General features: G+C 61.8%; 17 protein-coding genes, 1 tRNA gene and 1 other RNA gene. 6 read left to right on the forward strand and 13 right to left on the reverse strand.

From position 1 onward, the window contains the following. Window positions 1-176: 176 nt before the first annotated feature. On the reverse strand, window positions 177-701 hold the full coding sequence (locus tag IEX53_RS08100; RefSeq protein WP_188823223.1) for an SH3 domain-containing protein: 525 nt from the start codon (window positions 699-701) through the stop codon (window positions 177-179). A 356-nt stretch (window positions 702-1057) separates the two neighbouring features. On the opposite strand from IEX53_RS08100, the gene IEX53_RS08105 reads away from it, so the two are divergent. Continuing rightward, complete coding sequence (locus IEX53_RS08105) at window positions 1058-2344, forward strand: MFS transporter (protein ID WP_188823224.1); 1287 nt, start codon at window positions 1058-1060, stop codon at window positions 2342-2344. Between the two features lie 43 nt (window positions 2345-2387). Here IEX53_RS08105 and IEX53_RS23675 read toward each other — a convergent pair whose 3' ends face one another. From IEX53_RS23675 to IEX53_RS08125, 4 genes are all read right to left on the reverse strand, one after another. Next, window positions 2388-2756, reverse strand: coding sequence for a hypothetical protein (locus tag IEX53_RS23675; protein WP_210311636.1), 369 nt, complete (start codon window positions 2754-2756; stop codon window positions 2388-2390). Window positions 2757-3021: 265 nt separating this feature from the next. Continuing rightward, complete coding sequence (locus IEX53_RS08115) at window positions 3022-3207, reverse strand: hypothetical protein (protein ID WP_188823226.1); 186 nt, start codon at window positions 3205-3207, stop codon at window positions 3022-3024. A gap of 133 nt (window positions 3208-3340) precedes the next feature. Next, window positions 3341-3416, reverse strand: a tRNA-Ala gene (locus IEX53_RS08120). A gap of 223 nt (window positions 3417-3639) precedes the next feature. Then, window positions 3640-4029, reverse strand: a complete 390-nt coding sequence (locus tag IEX53_RS08125) for a TIGR02300 family protein (RefSeq protein WP_188823228.1) — start codon at window positions 4027-4029, stop codon at window positions 3640-3642. A 190-nt stretch (window positions 4030-4219) separates the two neighbouring features. Here IEX53_RS08125 and aroA point away from each other — a divergent pair, with 190 nt between their 5' ends. From aroA to rpsA, 3 genes are all read left to right on the forward strand, one after another. Beyond that, the gene (gene aroA, locus IEX53_RS08130) at window positions 4220-5575 is read left to right on the forward strand and encodes a 3-phosphoshikimate 1-carboxyvinyltransferase (RefSeq protein ID WP_188823230.1); all 1356 of its coding nucleotides are present in this window, start codon (window positions 4220-4222) and stop codon (window positions 5573-5575) included. Continuing rightward, on the forward strand, window positions 5572-6228 hold the full coding sequence (cmk, locus tag IEX53_RS08135; RefSeq protein ID WP_188823232.1) for a (d)CMP kinase: 657 nt from the start codon (window positions 5572-5574) through the stop codon (window positions 6226-6228). Before aroA ends, cmk begins: the two co-directional genes overlap by 4 nt. 224 nt (window positions 6229-6452) lie before the next feature. Beyond that, the gene (rpsA, locus tag IEX53_RS08140) at window positions 6453-8153 is read left to right on the forward strand and encodes a 30S ribosomal protein S1 (RefSeq protein ID WP_188823234.1); all 1701 of its coding nucleotides are present in this window, start codon (window positions 6453-6455) and stop codon (window positions 8151-8153) included. Between the two features lie 122 nt (window positions 8154-8275). On the opposite strand, the gene IEX53_RS08145 is transcribed toward rpsA, so the two are convergent. After that, complete coding sequence (locus IEX53_RS08145; RefSeq protein ID WP_188823236.1) at window positions 8276-9289, reverse strand: YeiH family protein; 1014 nt, start codon at window positions 9287-9289, stop codon at window positions 8276-8278. Window positions 9290-9393: 104 nt separating this feature from the next. Between IEX53_RS08145 and IEX53_RS08150 the strand changes: the two genes are divergently transcribed. Then, on the forward strand, window positions 9394-10317 hold the full coding sequence (locus IEX53_RS08150) for a LysR family transcriptional regulator (RefSeq protein WP_188823238.1): 924 nt from the start codon (window positions 9394-9396) through the stop codon (window positions 10315-10317). A gap of 23 nt (window positions 10318-10340) precedes the next feature. Here the strand turns inward: IEX53_RS08150 and IEX53_RS08155 are convergent, their stop codons facing one another. From IEX53_RS08155 to ffs, 5 genes are all read right to left on the reverse strand, one after another. Beyond that, window positions 10341-11582: a lytic murein transglycosylase gene (locus IEX53_RS08155; RefSeq protein WP_236016094.1), complete on the reverse strand. Its 1242-nt coding sequence runs from the start codon at window positions 11580-11582 to the stop codon at window positions 10341-10343. Window positions 11583-11920: 338 nt separating this feature from the next. Beyond that, the gene (gene recR, locus IEX53_RS08160) at window positions 11921-12526 is read right to left on the reverse strand and encodes a recombination mediator RecR (RefSeq protein ID WP_188823242.1); all 606 of its coding nucleotides are present in this window, start codon (window positions 12524-12526) and stop codon (window positions 11921-11923) included. Between the two features lie 75 nt (window positions 12527-12601). Continuing rightward, window positions 12602-12925, reverse strand: a complete 324-nt coding sequence (locus IEX53_RS08165; RefSeq protein WP_188823244.1) for a YbaB/EbfC family nucleoid-associated protein — start codon at window positions 12923-12925, stop codon at window positions 12602-12604. Between the two features lie 76 nt (window positions 12926-13001). Beyond that, a complete protein-coding gene (locus tag IEX53_RS08170) occupies window positions 13002-14825 on the reverse strand; it encodes a DNA polymerase III subunit gamma/tau (protein ID WP_188823246.1) in 1824 nt (607 codons plus the stop codon). Between the two features lie 36 nt (window positions 14826-14861). Then, window positions 14862-14958, reverse strand: an RNA gene (ffs, locus tag IEX53_RS08175) — signal recognition particle sRNA small type. 70 nt (window positions 14959-15028) lie between these two features. Between ffs and IEX53_RS08180 the strand changes: the two genes are divergently transcribed. Beyond that, window positions 15029-15433: an HIT domain-containing protein gene (locus IEX53_RS08180; protein ID WP_188823501.1), complete on the forward strand. Its 405-nt coding sequence runs from the start codon at window positions 15029-15031 to the stop codon at window positions 15431-15433. Between the two features lie 163 nt (window positions 15434-15596). On the opposite strand, the gene IEX53_RS08185 is transcribed toward IEX53_RS08180, so the two are convergent. Together IEX53_RS08185 and IEX53_RS08190 are read right to left on the reverse strand one after the other, a co-directional pair. Further along, window positions 15597-16466, reverse strand: coding sequence for a prephenate dehydratase (locus tag IEX53_RS08185; RefSeq protein WP_188823248.1), 870 nt, complete (start codon window positions 16464-16466; stop codon window positions 15597-15599). A 15-nt stretch (window positions 16467-16481) separates the two neighbouring features. Further along, window positions 16482-17225: a 3-deoxy-manno-octulosonate cytidylyltransferase gene (locus tag IEX53_RS08190; RefSeq protein ID WP_188823249.1), complete on the reverse strand. Its 744-nt coding sequence runs from the start codon at window positions 17223-17225 to the stop codon at window positions 16482-16484. Window positions 17226-17333 lie beyond the last annotated feature (108 nt).

The following is a 17333-nucleotide window of genomic DNA, read 5'->3' on the forward strand; positions in this document are numbered from 1 at the left end:
TTCCGCAGATGCGGGTTGAAGCCCCTCCCCCAAAGGCCGGAACCGGCGAATATCATAGCCGCGAACGGCGGCAAAACATATGTTTAAAATTTGAGCTTTTACGTCAATGAACCGTTAATGTGACATTCAGGCAGCATCGATCCCGCCGTTTCCAGCGGGATTTTGCTTCGATCAACTTACCTGCCGTGACGGCCCGCGGGTGACGATGTACCGCCAGCCCAATGCGGGCGCTGCCAGGGCGGACGGACCGGGCCGGGACCGCCATAGGTCGGGCGTCCCCAGCGAGGCCCCGCCGGCCAGCGCGGCCCACCCCAGAACGGGCCGCCCCGTGGACGATGCCAATAGGGCGGCGGACCCCAGAAGAATGGATCGTCGTCATCCCAGAACGAATCGCCGCCGCCGATGATGATGGTGCTGGTGGAATAGCTGGGCGCGGGAGCAGGCGCTCCTCCCACCGAGAGATAGCGGGCGGATGTCCAGCCGGTGATGCCGGCGGCGCGAACGCTGCACCAGCCCCCGCCGCATGTCCGGATATCCACCGCATAACCGCCCGGCAATGTCGCCACCAGGGGATAGCCCGCGCCGGGACCCGACCGCACATTGAGCGATGTCACCGTATAGGCAAGCTCCGCCAGCGCGGCGGGCGAGAACAGAACCGCCGACAGAAGAACAGCAGAAAAAGCACCGCCACGAAACTTCATGTCAAATCCCTTGCGAAAGAACAATCCGCCGAACGATAGATTATATCGATACAACGGCAAGAGATTTACGCGGATATTATTTATAATAGGATAATAAAACCAGAGAAATACTATATCAAATATTAGTGATGTGGGCCACGCATCAGAATATCCCCAATGACGTTGGTTCCGCGGCTTCAAAACCATCGTCCCAACGAAGCAGCTTTACCCCGAAACGTAATTATCTTTCTCCATGTGGCCTGCAATCGTCACTTTTCTTTCATGCACATTCACATTAAAGAAATCCAACGTCGGGCGTTCTTGGAATCCTGCAACCGCCCGCTACGTATGAAAAAAAGTGATTAGTGGGTATAAAAATGACAATCGCTGCAACGGATACGATTACTCCACCGACGAATTCCGCGCGCCGTGTTTTGACCGCCAGCATGATCGGCACGACCATCGAATTCTTTGACTTCTATATTTACGCAACCGCTGCGGTGATCGTATTCCCGCAGCTCTTCTTTCCGACCAGCGACGGCAATTCGGCGCTGCTCCAATCCTTCGCCACGTTCGCGATCGCCTTTTTCGCACGCCCCATCGGCGCAGCGATTTTCGGCCATTTCGGTGACAGGATCGGCCGCAAGGCGACCCTCGTTGCCGCGCTGATGACCATGGGCCTGTCGACCGTCGCCATCGGTTTCCTGCCGACCTACGCCTCCATCGGCGTCGCGGCGCCGCTGCTGCTGGCGCTCTGCCGTCTCGGCCAGGGCCTCGGCCTTGGTGGCGAATGGGGCGGCGCGGTGCTGCTCGCCACGGAAAACGCGCCGGAAGGCAAGCGCACCTGGTACGGCATGTTCCCGCAGCTGGGCGCTCCGGTCGGCTTCATCCTCGCAACCGGCATCTTCCTGGTGCTTGGCGCGGTGCAGACCAATGAACAATTCTTCTCTTATGGCTGGCGTATCCCGTTCATCGCCAGCGCCGTGCTCGTTGTGATCGGCTTGTTCATCCGCTTGAAGATCGCCGAAACCCCGGAATTCCAGAAAGCCATAGACAAGGCCGAACGCGTCGCCGTTCCCGCCGCTCAATTGTTCCAGCAGCACAAGGTCAATTTGTTCCTCGGCACCATTGGCGCAGTGGCAACCTTCGTGCTGTTCTATCTGATGACGGTCTTCTCGCTTGGCTGGGGCACACGCGCGCTGGGCTATGGCCGCGAAGAATTCCTGATGCTGCAGATGATCGGCGTCTGCGCCTTCGGGCTCACGATCCCCATCTCGGCGCTTCTCGCCGACCGCTACGGCATGCGCCCCGTCATGATCATCGTAACGGTGTTGATCGGCGCTTACGGCCTGATCATGGCGCCGCTCTTTGGCGCGGGCACGCCGGGCGTCCTCGCCTTCCTAGTCATTGGCTTCGGCTTGATGGGTATGACCTACGGGCCACTCGGCGCGGTGCTGGCGGAGCCGTTCCCCACCTCGGTCCGCTATACGGGTGCTTCGCTCGCCTTCAACCTGGCCGGCATTATCGGCGCGTCGCTGGCGCCTTATATCGCAACCTGGCTCGCCACCAATTACGGCTTCGCTTACGTCGGCTACTATATGCTAACGGCGGCGATCCTCTCGCTGATCGGCCTCGCCTTCATCACGCTGAAGGACAAGCAATAAAGCACGGACGCCCTTCCCTGCGCCGGGAGGGGCAAACCCCGAATCAATCCGTGAGGCCGGCAGCTTCTTCCTGGGAGAGGATGCCGGCCTCGACGCAATAGCGCACCTCGGCGCTCAGTATGTCGCGCGGGCGGATTTCGGAAGAGACATTTCCATTTTTATACAGAACCAGATCTTCCAGGCTCTGCCGGCATCCGGCCTTCTGGATGGCCGATGGATCGTCGGCAGGCGTCGCGGCTGAAGGCCCGGCGGGGGCCGGTGCTGGAGCGGGTGGGGCGGCAGGAGCTTCCTGCTCAGGACCATGCAGCAGCGGCCTCTCAAGGCCGGCATTGCTCGTCAGGTAATAATAGGCGAAGACGGCCGTCGCCAGCACAAGCGCTCCGAGCCAGAAAACGAGCCTGCGATCCCGCATATTTCCTCCCACACCTCTCACGCACGACAATATTTTTATATAAGCCCCTTTCCCATATAACAGTGTTCAAGAAAAAGAGAGTGACAAAAATCAAAATAAAAAAGGCCGGGGCAAGCCCGACCTTCTTCACTCATCTCAACGCCAGTGCCAGTACATCCGTGGTCAAAAGCGGAGAAGAAACTGTTAACTCTATATATGCCTGCCGAGACCCTATTACAACCGCTGGAGTTGCTTCACGCCTCATATCATCCGCATGATCTTACAATCACGCGGCGACTCTATTCTCCGAATAATCCAGCACATCGCCAAGGCATTGCTGGAACAGATCGAGATCCACCGGCCCGATTCGGCTTAGGTAAATATCAATCTCATCAGGACCCAGACCGCGATTGAGCAGTTCTGCAATTGCCTCAAGCAGTATGGCCCTCTGATCGAACCTGTATCGTAGCATAGCTCTGCCCCCAGAAGCCCAACCGCAACCGATAGATAGGATGATGCCTGGACATAGTTAACGAAAAGTTAACACGACGCCAGAGGAGTCGATAAAAATAAAATTTTCAAAAAATTATTCACAGGGATGGTTTTGGTGGAGCCAAGCGGGATCGAACCGCTGACCTCCTGCATGCCATGCAGGCGCTCTCCCAGCTGAGCTATGGCCCCATTTCCCTTTGCTGCATGATCCTGTTCAAGAGCCTGGAAACTCTTTGGGATCATGCGTCACCCGGTGGTTCCGGGCGGGAGTGTCAGATGCATCGCCCTGACGAGGCGGCTTATTAAAGGGCGCCGCGGCGAAGATCAAGAGCTAAATCGCATCTCTTTTAGCCAGATACGATTTATTTTCGTGAGGCACGAAAATTCGCGCCTCACGAGATCGAGGAGCCGATCAATGCTCCTCGTCATCCGAGCCGACGCCGCCGCCAAGAATGCCGGTGACGTCGTCATCATCCTCGTCTTCCTCTTCCTCAAGGAAGGGATCATCGTCGCCATCATCGATTTCGACATCGTCATCGCCGAGATCCGGCAGATCGTCCGCGCCCTTGGCCTCGTCGTCGGCCTCCTCGAGCGAGACGAAATCAGGCTTTTCGAGAACGGTATCGACCTCTTCCTCCTCGGTCTCCTCTTCGACGACGCGCGATTCGAGCGTCGATTCGAAATAGGAGCGCGGGTAGGACTGGCCCGTATAGGGCGAGACGATCGGGTCGCGGTTCAGATCGTAAAATTTGCGGCCCGTTTCAGGGCAGATGCGTTTTGTGCCAAGTTCGGGTTTTACCACGGGGAGCCTCGCTGCTGACTGGGCTATTCTTTAATTTTTGGTCCTTAAGCGCAATTTACCCGCTTTGTCAAAGCTTATGGCCAGCCGGGCGTCATATTGCGGGATGACCGGCCCACCAAGCTATGCTAGGGATCGCCCGCTTTCTTTTAATTCAGGGGCGGTGCTGCCGCCCGAACGCGGCTATCCGACCATGTCCCATTCCGCTTCTTTGAAACCCGCCACCGCCCATCGCTCGCGCGATCTCAAGGGCGACATCCGCATTCCCGGCGACAAGTCGATTTCGCACCGCTCCTTCATGTTCGGCGGGCTTGCCTCGGGCGAAACCCGCATTACCGGGCTTCTCGAAGGCGAGGATGTAATCAATACCGGCCGCGCCATGCAGGCCATGGGCGCCAATATCCGTAAAGAGGGCGCGACCTGGATCATCGAGGGCACCGGCAATGGCTGCCTGCTCGAGCCGGAAGCGCCGCTCGATTTCGGCAATGCCGGGACCGGTGCGCGCCTTACCATGGGCCTGGTGGGCACCTATGACATGAGGACGACCTTTATCGGCGACGCCTCGCTCTCCAAGCGCCCGATGGGCCGCGTGCTCGATCCCCTGCGCCTGATGGGCGTGCAGGTGGAAGCCGCCGAGGGCGACCGCGTGCCGCTGACGTTGCGCGGACCGAAGGCGGCTACGCCCATCAGCTACCGTGTGCCGATGGCCTCCGCGCAGGTGAAATCGGCGGTGTTGCTCGCCGGCCTCAATACGCCCGGTATCACCACCGTCATCGAGCCCGTAATGACGCGCGACCATACGGAAAAGATGCTGCAGGGCTTCGGCGCGGACCTGACCGTGGAGACCGACCGGGAGGGTGTGCGCCATATCCGCATTGTCGGACAGGGCCAGCTCAAGGGCCAAATCATCGACGTGCCGGGCGACCCTTCCTCCACCGCCTTCCCGCTGGTGGCGGCGCTGATCGTGCCGGGCTCCGACGTGACGATCCGCAACGTGCTGATGAATCCGACCCGCACCGGGCTGATTCTGACGCTGCAGGAAATGGGCGCCGACATCGAAATTCTCAATGCGCGGCTTGCCGGAGGCGAGGACGTCGCCGATTTGCGCGTACGCGCCTCGGAGCTTAAGGGCGTGAGCGTGCCGCCGGAACGCGCGCCGTCGATGATCGACGAATATCCGGTGCTCGCCATTGCGGCCTCGTTTGCTGAGGGCGAAACCGTCATGGACGGGCTGGAGGAACTGCGCGTCAAGGAATCCGACCGTCTTTCGGCCGTCGCCACGGGCCTCAAGGCCAATGGCGTCGATTGCACGGAAGGCGCGGCCTCGCTCGCCGTGCGCGGCGTTCCCGGCGGCAAGGGCCTGGGTGGTGGAACAGTCGCGACCCATCTCGACCACCGCATCGCCATGAGCTTCCTCGTCATGGGCCTCGCCGCGGAAAAGCCCGTCACGGTCGACGATTCGGCCATCATCGCCACGAGCTTCCCCGAGTTCATGGATCTGATGACGGGGCTGGGGGCGAAGATCGACACCGTAGAAACCGTTGAATGACTATGGCGGCGAAGGGTTTCATCATCGCCATCGACGGTCCCGCGGGCGCGGGCAAGGGAACGCTGGCGCGGCGGCTGGCCGATCATTACCGCCTCAACCTGCTCGACACGGGCCTCACCTACCGCGCCGTCGCCCATGCGATGCTGGAGCGGGGGCTGCCGCTCGATGACGAGGCGGATGCGGTGGAGGCGGCCTATGCGGTCGATCTGGGGCGGCTCGACCGGCGAGTTCTTTCCGCCCATGCCATCGGGGAGGCCGCCTCGCGGATCGCCGTCATCCCCGCCGTGCGGCGCGCGCTTGTCGAAAAGCAGCGGGAGTTTGCTCAAACACCGCCCGGAGCAGTGCTCGACGGGCGCGATATCGGCACGGTCGTCTGCCCCGATGCGGACATCAAGATCTATCTCACCGCCAGTGCCGAAGTGCGCGCCAGACGCCGTTTCGACGAGATCGAGGCGCGCGGCGGCGTGGCGGAACTCGGCACCATCCTCGCCGAGATCAAGAAGCGAGACGCGCGCGACATGGGCCGGGCCGATTCGCCGTTGCGGCCCGCTGACGACGCGCACTTGCTAGATACCACCGAAATGGATATAGAAGCGGCGTTTCTGGCCGCTAAACGGCTGGTTGACGAGGCATTGGCGAAACGCCAAGCCTAGGGCATTGGTGAAACGCCACGCCTGAACCATATAAGGCCCAAGTCCCAGGAAAAGTGTGAAGCGGTTTTCCGTCCGGGACTTGATCAAACGGAATGACATGATTGCCTGCCTCCCGGTCCACGCGCCGGATCAGCCCTGAAGGGCGGACCGGATGCAGGCGAAACGCAACACGAACCCACCGGCGCCGTACCCGAGGACAAATTCCGGGTACACCAGGAGACCATATGTCACAAGCAAACCCCACGCGGGAGGATTTCGAAGCCCTCCTCGCCGAGTCCTTCGCCAACAATGACCTTGCTGAAGGTTATGTCGTCAAGGGCCGTATCGTCGCCATCGAAAAGGACATGGCGATCATCGACGCTGGCCTCAAGGTCGAAGGCCGCGTGCCGCTGAAGGAATTCGGCGCCAAGGGCAAAGACGGCTCGATGAAGCCGGGCGACGAAGTCGAAGTTTATGTCGAGCGCATCGAAAACGCGCTTGGCGAAGCGGTTCTCTCGCGCGAGAAGGCTCGCCGCGAAGAGAGCTGGGTCAAGCTCGAGCAGAAGTTCAACGCCGGCGAGCGTGTCGAAGGTGTCATCTTCAATCAGGTCAAGGGCGGCTTCACGGTCGATCTCGACGGCGCCGTGGCCTTCCTGCCGCGTTCGCAGGTCGATATCCGTCCGATCCGCGACGTCACCCCGCTGATGCATAATCCGCAGCCCTTCGAAATCCTCAAGATGGACAAGCGCCGCGGCAATATCGTCGTCTCGCGCCGCACCGTGCTTGAAGAGAGCCGTGCGGAGCAGCGTTCGGAAATCGTGCAGAACCTCGAAGAGGGCCAGGTCGTCGAAGGCATGGTCAAGAACATCACCGATTACGGTGCGTTCGTCGACCTCGGGGGCATCGATGGCCTGCTGCACGTCACCGACATGGCATGGCGCCGCGTCAACCATCCGTCCGAGATCCTGAACATCGGCCAGACGGTCAAGGTTCAGATCATCCGCATCAACCAGGAAACCCACCGCATCTCGCTCGGCATGAAGCAGCTCGAGAGCGATCCGTGGGATGGCATCGGCGCCAAGTACCCGGTCGGCCGGAAGATCACCGGCACGGTGACGAACATCACCGACTACGGCGCGTTCGTCGAGATCGAGCCGGGCATCGAAGGCCTGATCCACGTTTCCGAAATGTCCTGGACGAAGAAGAATGTCCATCCGGGCAAGATCCTCTCGACCTCGCAGGAAGTCGAAGTGGTGGTGCTCGAAGTCGATCCGGTCAAGCGCCGCATTTCGCTGGGCTTGAAGCAGACCCTCGACAATCCGTGGACGACCTTCGCCCAGAAGTACCCGACGGGCACCGTCGTGGAAGGCGAAGTCAAGAACAAGACCGAGTTTGGCCTGTTCATCGGCCTCGATGGCGATGTGGACGGCATGGTCCATCTCTCCGACCTCGACTGGAACCGTCCGGGCGAGCAGGTCATCGAGGAATACTCGAAGGGCGACGTCGTCAAGGCCGTCGTTCTCGACGTGGACATCGACAAGGAGCGCATCTCGCTCGGCATCAAGCAGCTCACCGGCGACAAGGTCGGCGAAGCGGCTGCTTCGGGCGAACTGCGCAAGAACGCCGTCGTCACCTGTGAAGTCACCGCCATCACCGATGGCGGCATCGAGGTGCGCCTGATCGATCACGACATCGACTCGTTCATCCGCCGCTCGGATCTGTCGCGCGACCGCGACGAGCAGCGCCCAGAGCGCTTCTCGGTCGGCCAGAAGGTCGACGCCCGCGTCATCGCCTTCGACAAGAAGACCCGCAAGCTGCAGGTCTCGATCAAGGCGCTGGAAATCGCCGAAGAGAAGGAAGCGGTTGCCCAGTACGGTTCGACCGACTCCGGCGCTTCGCTCGGCGACATCCTCGGCGCTGCGCTGAAGAAGCAGGAAAAGAACTAAGCCGTTCTTTTGAAGGCTCGAAAAACGAAACCCGCCGGTGCGAACCGGCGGGTTTTTTTTGGGGAGGGACATCTACAGGCTTGGCGCTTGACGATTCACCCCTTGCAACGCCAACCAAATTCCTACACCCCCAGCATCACTATCAACCCGTAGCTGATGGTCCCCAGCGCCAACAGCGACAGCACGGCGGCGAGCGTGACCCTGCCGCCCGAGCGGGCAACGGTGCGTAGGTCAGTACCAAGGCCAAGGGCGGCCATGGAAATCACGGTGAGGACAGTCGAAACCGTCTCCATCGGGCCATGCAGCGCTGCCGGAATGAGGCCGAAGGCTCCGAGCGCCATCATTGCGAGGAAGCCTAGGATGAACCAGGGCACGAGACGGTTGAGCGATGGGCGCGCTCCGAGGCTACGGTCCCCCAGCAAGGCCAGCGCGACGATGACGGGGCCGAGCATCAGCACGCGGACGAGCTTTACCAGTGTGCCGAGCTGGACGCTCATTTGCGCAACGGGCGCGGTGGCGGCGAGCACCTGCGGCACCGCATAGACAGTCAGGCCCGCCAGAACACCATATTGGGTCACCGAGAGGCCAAGCAAGGGCACCAGCAACGGAAGGCAGAGCACGACAACGACGCCCAGCACCGCCGTAAAGGCAATGGAGGCCGCGACATCGTCGCCATGGGCGCCAATGACCGGCGCGGTGGCGGCAATGGCCGAATTGCCGCAGATCGAGTTGCCGCAGGCGACAAGCACCGCAAGGCGATGCGGCAGGCGCAGCAGCCGGCCTATGCCATAGCTGAGCCCGATCGCGATAATTACCACCCCGGCGATGCCCAGGATGAGGCCCGGCCCCGCCGCCGCAATTGCACCTGCGCTGATCGAGGCGCCGAGCAGCACGATGGCGATCTCAAGGAGGGTCTTGGCGGAAAAGCCGATGCCCGCATCGAACCGTCCGCCCGGACGGCAGAGGGTGCGGATGGCCGCGCCGATGAGGATGGCCAGCACCAGCCCTTCCAGCCATGCCCGGCCCATGAGGCGGGCTTCGACCGTCTGCAGCAGCATGGCTATTGCCGCCACGGCGCCGCTGAGAAAAATCCCGGGCAGATACCCGGTGATTTCTGAATGTTTTTTGGCGAACATCGCCGTACTCCGATATGATTTTTCTAACCATATCGGCTAAATCGAATATTCAATCCATCGCATAATATGCGATATTCCATTCGGTAAAATCGAACGGTTGGACAATGACGCTCGAACAGCTGAGAATCTTCATTGCGGTCGCGGAGCGCGAGCATCTCACCCGCGCGGCAGAAGCGCTGCACCTGACCCCCTCTGCGGTGAGCTCGGCCATCCGCGCGCTGGAGGACCGCTATGGCGCGATGCTGTTCAACCGGATCGGGCGGCGAATTGAAATGACCGATACGGGACGGATTTTTCTCGATGAAGCGCGGGCGGTATTGGCGCGGGCGCAAGCCGCCGAACTGGCGCTGGCGGAACTGGGCGACCTTAAGCGGGGCTCCTTGCGCATCCATGCCAGCCAGACCATCGCCAGCTACTGGCTGCCGCCCTATCTGGCGCGATTCCATGCCGCCTATCCCGCCATAGCCGTCAGCCTCGCGGTCGGCAACACGCAGAGCGTCGCCCGCGCGACCATTGAAGGCGAGGCGGATATCGGTTTCGTCGAGGGCGAGGTGGATGCTCCCGCGCTTTTTACCCAGCGTATCGCGGAAGACCGGATGATTGCCGTCATCGCCCCCTCTCACCCCTGGGCGGATGGCCGGGAGGTCACATGGAAAGAGGCGGCGGGGGCCGACTGGGTCATGCGCGAGCCTGGCTCGGGAACCCGCTCGGTGTTCGAAAATGCGGCGCGGGCGCAAGGGCTCGACCCGCTTGCCCTGAAAATATCGCTGGAGCTGCCCTCGAACGAAGCCGTGCTTTCAGCGGTCCAGTCGGGGCCGTATACTGCCGTCCTCTCCGAACTGGCGGCGGCACCCCACCTTGCAACCGGGCGGCTTATCAAGGCCGATTTCAGCCTGCCGCGGCGACGTTTTCTCCTGCTTTCGCATAGAGAGCGATACCGCAGCAGGGCCTTTCACTCCTTCGTCGGACTGTTGCCAAGTGAGGGGGAAATTCCAGCGAAATGCGGCCGTGATGATTCGGGTACGTAAATCGAGAGCAGAACCGTTACAGATCAGCGAATCGCGCCAATCAGCGATTTGTCCGGAAAACAGGTGGCCGCCCGCCCCTGCTTTGCCTGCCAGTCGCCAATGGAGCGGCGCGTCTTGAAGCCGGGGAGACCGTCAGCCTTGCCGACATCATAGCCCTTTGCCTGCAATGCCTTCTGCATGGCCGCGATATCGGAACGGTAGAGGCCGCCGACACCGCCCCATGGACGCGAGAAGCCGCCCGAACCATGGGAGATACGGTCTGCCATGTGGCCTATGAAGAGCGCATAGAGATCGCTCATATTATAGTCCTTGAGGACGTAGAAATTGGGCGTGACGATAAAGGCCGGCCCATGCCGCCCGGCAGGCATGAGCAGATAGCCCTCGCCCGCAAGCTCCCGCGCCGGGAACGGCTTGCCATTGACGCGGATAACGCCCATCTTCGCCCAATCGGCGACCTTGAGACCCTGATCCTGGCCCTCCAGCGCACAGGTCAGTTCCGCGGGAACATTGACCTCGAAGCCCCAGTCGCGCCCGGGCTGCCAGCCATGCAGGCGCAGATAGTTGGCGATGGATGCGAGCGTATCCGGAACGGAGTTCCAGATATCGCGGCTGCCGTCGCCATCGAAGTCGGCGGCGTGCTGGAGATAGGATGTCGGCATGAATTGCGGCTGGCCCAGCGCGCCAGCCCATGAACTCTTCATCGCGCCGGTATCGATATAACCCTTCTGGGCGATTTCCAGCGCCGCCAGAAGTTCCTTGCGGAACATCTCCTTGCGCGTCGCCATGAAGGCTTTCGTGCCCAGCACTTCGAAAGCGTTATGAGGAATTTTGACGCCGCCGAAGCCGGACTCGCGACCCCAGATGGCAAGGACGATTTCGCCCGGCACGCCGTACTGTTTCTCGATCGCCGCGAGTGTGCGGGCGTGCTGCGCGGCTCGCGCCCGCCCGCCGGAGACGACATGGTTCACCGTCTTTTCGTTGAAATATTTGCCGGGAGAGCCGAATTCCGCCTGTGTCTGGTCCTTGGGCGTCATCGGTTTCGTGCCTGGGGGCACCAGGTCCGGCAGCTTCCAGTTCAGCTTCACATCGGCGAAAGCCCGGTCGAATGTGGCGCGGGAAATGCCCCTCGCCTTGGCCTCAGGCCAGAGGTCACCGACGAGCCATGCCCGGAATTGCGCTTCCGTTTCGGCCTTGGAGGGTGCTGCTGTTGCGGGATTTATCAGAAGGAATGGAATGAAGAGAATTGCCCATCGGAAACATTTCAAAGCCGCTTGCAATTTATACGCTACCCCTCTTCACCACGTCCGATTATTTGCTACTCATACCGTATCGGGGGCAGAAGCAGCAAGCGTCGAGACCAGCCGACCCACTGGCGATTGATGGTCGCGCCAGCCAAGGCAAGTGGCCCTTGCCTCCGATACGGAGAGAGAATGATGATAACCATCAGGATCGTCTTCACGATACGCAAAACCCGCACGGGCTGGTCAATGACCGTGCGGGTTGAAGTGATCGTATAAGATAAAAGGGCGGCAGGGAGTGACAGCTTCCTGTCGCCACTCCGGAATATAATAGATTCACAGGCCGGTTTTCAAGGCTGGAGGAATTATAGCGCCGTCCGGGCGCGCAGGGCGGCGGCCAGGGTGCCTTCATCGAGATAATCGAGCTCGCCGCCGACGGGGACGCCATGGGCGAGCCGCGTCACGCGCACATCGAAGCCGGACAGCTGGTCGGTGATGTAATGGGCGGTGGTCTGACCCTCCACGGTGGCGTTGACGGCGAGGATCACTTCCTTCACCTCGCCAGCGCTCACCCGGTCGACCAGGCCGCGGATGTTGAGGTCATCAGGCCCGACGCCGTCGAGCGGCGACAGACGACCGCCTAGCACGTGATAGCGCACATTCATCGTACCCGCGCGCTCCAGCGCCCAGAAGTCCGAGACATCCTCAACGACGATGAGCGTCGTGGGGTCGCGGCGCGGGTCGGTGCAGATCGTGCAGGGATCGCTGGTATCGGCATTGCCGCAAGTCGAGCACACGCGCACCTTCTCGGCGGCTTCCTGCATCGCGCTGCCAAGCGGAATCAGCAGCGCCTCCTTCTTCTTGATAAGATGCAGCGCCGCGCGCCGCGCCGAACGCGGCCCCAGCCCCGGCACACGGGCAAGAAGCTGGATCAGGCGTTCGATTTCAGGACCGGCGATTCGTTTGGACATGATTTAGGGCAATAAGGCAGTAGGGCAGCAAGGCAACAGAAATCAGCTAACCCTACTGCCTATTCCCCTACTCCCTTAAATCGGCAGCTTGAAGCCCGGAGGCAGCGGCAGCCCGGCGGTGAGGGCCTGCGTCTTCTCGGTCATCAGCGTTTCGATCTTGGTCTTGGCCTCGTTATGAGCAGCGACGATCAGGTCTTCCAGGATTTCCGCCTCGTCCTCCTTCAACAGAGAGGGATCGATCTTGAGCGCGCTCATCACGCCCTTGCCGGTCAAGGTGACGCTGACGAGGCCGCCGCCGGAATTGCCGGTCGCTTCGAGAGCGGCAATCTCCTCCTGCAGCGCCTGCATCTTGGCCTGCATTTCCTTCGCCTTGCTCAGCATTCCCATCATGTCGCGCATGAGGTTCGCACTCCTTACTGTCTTTTTCGCCGCATGATCTTATCCAAAAAGTCTGCAACTTTTTGGGACCATGCTCCTAGTCGTCTTCATCCGGTGTCAGGGAGACATCCGGCATGTCGCTGTCGAGGTCGCCTATGGCGTCGTCCTGCGCCCCATTGGCGGCGATGCGGACGTCGGTGATCCGCGCGCCGGGGAATTCGGCGAGGATCGCGGCCACATCCGGGTCGGCGCGGGCATCGGTGACGAGCATGTCGCGGCGCTCGGCTTCCATTTCCGCCATGGTCTGGCCGCCCGCCTCGCGCGAGACGGAGACCATCCAGCGCACATTGGTCCAGGCGAGAAGCTTCTGCGCGATGTCGCTCGGCAGCGTCTTCGGCGCGTCGTCGGTGAGGCCGATTTCCAGCCGCCCCGGCGAGATCGCGACGAGGCGCACGCAATTCTTGACCAATATCTTGAACTGCACGTCGCGATGCTTGTCGGCGAGCGCCATGATATCGGCGAGGCTGTTCAGGGGAATAGCGGGAACCGGCACCTCGGCGGCGGGCTCCAGCTGCTTTGCCGTCTCCTCAGCCGGGCGGGCCATCGGCTCAGGCTGGACAAGGCGCATCGTCGCGGCCCCAGCGTTGGCCGAAACACCCATGGGCGCGGAAGCCACGGCATTCACCGTGGAGCTGGCAGGCGCGCCGCCGCCAGACGAACGGGGTCCATCGCCCGCAGGACGCGGCGCGGGCACGGCGCCGCCATCCAGCGCCTTCAATGCTTCGTCCAATGTCGGCAGGTCGGCGGCGTGGGCCAAGCGAATCAGCAGCATCTCCGCCGCCTGCACAGGCCGCGCGGCGGTCTCCACCTCGGAAATGCCCTTGAGCAGCATCTGCCAGGTGCGGGAGAGGGTGCGGATCGACAGTTTCTCTGAGAAATCGCGGCCGCGGACGCGCTCGTCTTCCGACAGCGACATGTCGTTCGCCACCTCAGGCATGAAGCGCAGCCGCGTGACGAGATGGTTGAACTCGGCCAGATCCGTCAGCACCACCGCCGGGTCGGCCCCGACATCATATTGCGCGCGGAATTCCTTCAGAGCCGCCGCCACATCGCCGCGCATCAGCATTTCGAACAGGTCGATGATGCGGGCGCGGTCGGCAAGGCCAAGCATGGCGCGCACCGTCTCCGCCTCTACCCTGCCGCCGCCATGGGCGATGGCCTGATCGAGAATGGAGAGCGAATCACGTGCGGAGCCTTCGCCGGCGCGGGCGATCATGGCGAGCGAGGTATCATCGATCTCGATCCCTTCCTGCCCGGCAATGTTTTTCAGATGCGCGGCGAGAAGCCCCGAATCGATACGGCGCAGGTCGAAGCGCTGGCAGCGCGACAGCACCGTGATCGGCACCTTGCGGATTTCGGTGGTGGCGAAGATGAACTTCACATGTGGCGGCGGTTCCTCAAGCGTCTTCAGCAGGCCGTTGAAGGCCTGGTTGGAGAGCATGTGAACCTCGTCGATGATATAGACCTTGTAGCGCGCCGAAACCGGTCGGTAGCGAACCTGCTCGATGATTTCGCGGATATCGTCGATGCCGGTGTGCGAGGCGGCGTCCATCTCGATGACATCGACATGGCGGCCTTCCATGATCGCCTGGCAATGCTCGCCGGGCGTTGAAAGATCGATGGTGGGCTGGTCGATGGTGTCGGTCTTGTAGTTCAGCGCCCGTGCCAGAATGCGCGCCGTGGTCGTCTTGCCGACGCCGCGAACGCCGGTCAGCATCCAGGCTTGCGCGATACGGCCGGTATGAAAGGCGTTGGTGAGGGTGCGGACCATCGGCTCCTGGCCGATGAGATCGCTGAAATTCTGCGGACGGTATTTTCGGGCGAGAACGCGATAGGCACCGCCTGCCGTATTCGTCTCCATGCCCAGTTCCTTGCCGCATATTCCAAAAGGAGAAGGGTGGGAGGCTGGCACGGTGACCCGTGCCCGGCTCGTTAGGGCTGCTTCCTTCCGGACCTGACCCGGTTGGCGAGTGGCTCGTCCACCACCAACCTCCCACGCCTCATATCGGCTACAGCGACGCAAAAAGCAAGCCAAGGCTCAAAAAAACTGCTATTTCAATGTCCATGACAGGTTTCACGCTCGATAACAGGCTCGCCGCCGATACATTCTCCATCGCAAGGCTCGGCCTTTGCGATTTGCGGCTCATGAACGACCGCCGCTGGCCCTGGCTCATCCTCGTGCCGCAGCGGCCTGACATGGCTGAAATCATCGACCTGACGCCACTCGACCAGACGATGCTCACCTTCGAGACGGGCATTGCCGCCCAGGCGCTGAAGACGGTGACGGGCTGCGAGAAGATCAACACCGGCGCGCTCGGCAACATCGTGCGCCAGCTGCATATTCACGTCATAGCGCGCAACAGCGGCGATGCGGGCTGGCCCGGGCCGGTGTGGGGATATGGGACGCGGGAGGCCTATGACAAGCAAGAGGCCGAGGCGTTTATCGGCGCGATAAGGAAGGCGCTGTAAACCCTGGCGCCCTCCTTCCCCCTTGCGGGGAAGGTGCCCGCGTCAGCGGGCGGATGGGGGTGGTGACGGGTGCGCTTTTGCTGGAGACAATGGCGTATACGTCACCACCCCCACCCGACCCTTCGGGCCACCCTCCCCGCAAGGGGGAGGGAAAGGCGTAGCGCTACTCCGCCGGCTGCTGCTGCGTATCGCGAAACGGGTTGGCCGGGTAGACGCCCAGAATGCGCATCTCCTTCGAAAAGAACGCCAGTTCCTCCAGCGCCAGCTTCACGGGACGCTCCTCCGGGTGACCTTCGATGTCCGCATAGAACTGCGTGGCGGTGAAGGTGCCCCCGATCTGGTAGCTTTCAAGCTTGGTCATGTTGACGCCGTTCGTCGCGAAGCCGCCCATGGCTTTGTAGAGCGCGGCGGGGACGTTGCGCACCCGGAAGACGAAGGTGGTGACGATGCGGCTGCCGTCCGTAGGCACCGGCGCCCATTCTTCCGTCTTGGTGAGCACGACGAAACGGGTGATGTTGTTCTCCATGTCCTCGACATTCTCCGCCGCGATGTCGAGGCCGTAAAGATCGGCGGCGAGGCGGGGGGCGAGCGCCGCCATGCTCCGGTCGCCGAGTTCAGCGATGAGACGCGCCGCGCCCGCCGTATCGCCCGCCACGACAGGCTTCCAGCCATTGTTGCGGATGATGTTGCGGCATTGGCCGAGCGCGTGGATGTGGCTGTGGACCGTCTTGATCTCATCGAGCTTCACTCCCGGCAGCACCATCAACTGGAAGCGGATGGGCAGGAAATATTCGCCGACGATATGGAGCCGCGATTGCGGCAGCAGGTGGTGGATATCGGCGACGCGCCCGGCGATGGTGTTCTCGATGGGGATCATGGCAAGGTCGGCCGCGCCCGTCTCAACCGCGTTGAACGCATCTTCGAAAGTCGGGCAAGGCAGCGGCTCCATGTCCGGGAACATGTTGCGGCAGGCCGTATCGGAATTTGCGCCCGGCTCGCCCTGAAATGAGATCCTGTTGGTCTTGCCCGTCATTTTGGTGTCTTTCTCTTACATGCTCTGCAGAATAGCCCGCGCCCGCTCCAGATCCGCGGGCGTATCGACGCCGAGCGGCACGGATTTGACGATCTCGACATCGATGCGCATGCCGGCCTCCAGCGCGCGCAGCTGCTCCAGGCTCTCGCGCCGCTCGAGCGGCGAGGGTCCCATTGCCACAAATCGCTCCAGCGCGGAGCGGCGATAGGCATATAGCCCGATGTGATGATAGAGCGCCCCCTCGCCCCAGGGAGCGGTGGCGCGGGTGAAATAGAGCGCGCGCAGGCGCTTTTCCGAAAGCGGCGAGCCGACGATCTTGACCACGCTCGGCGCGGTCTTCTCGCTCTCCTCGGTGATTTCCACGCCCAGGGTCGCGATGTCAGCGGGGCCTTCGGCAAGCGGCTGCAGGGCCTTGGCGATAATCTCCGGCTCGATGGTCGGCAGGTCGCCCTGGACATTGATGACGGCTTCCACTTCGCCCTGCGGGTCGAGCGTCTGCAGCGCCTCGTAAATGCGGTCGGAGCCGGATTGGTGATCGGAGCGGGTCATCACCGCCTCGAAGCCATGGGCACGGACCGCAACGGCAATTTCCTCGCTGTCGGTGGCGACGACCGTGCGGCCTAGCCCCGCCGCGCTCGCCCGCGTGGCGACATGGACGATCATCGGCTTTCCGGCAATATCCGCCAGCGGCTTGCCCGGCAGACGGGTCGAGGCCAGGCGGGACGGAATGAGGACAAGGGTTTTCATGATCTGGGTCATCGACATCTGCTGAAAGTGTCAAAAAGTCACGGGGTTCAGCGCCCTTATAGGTGTTGCATGAAAGAAGCAAAAGACCTAGTTTCCGCGCCATCTTGGACATGGAGGGGA

This window comes from Paramesorhizobium endophyticum, from assembly GCF_014640615.1.
GTDB classification, from domain to species: domain Bacteria; phylum Pseudomonadota; class Alphaproteobacteria; order Rhizobiales; family Rhizobiaceae; genus Paramesorhizobium; species Paramesorhizobium endophyticum.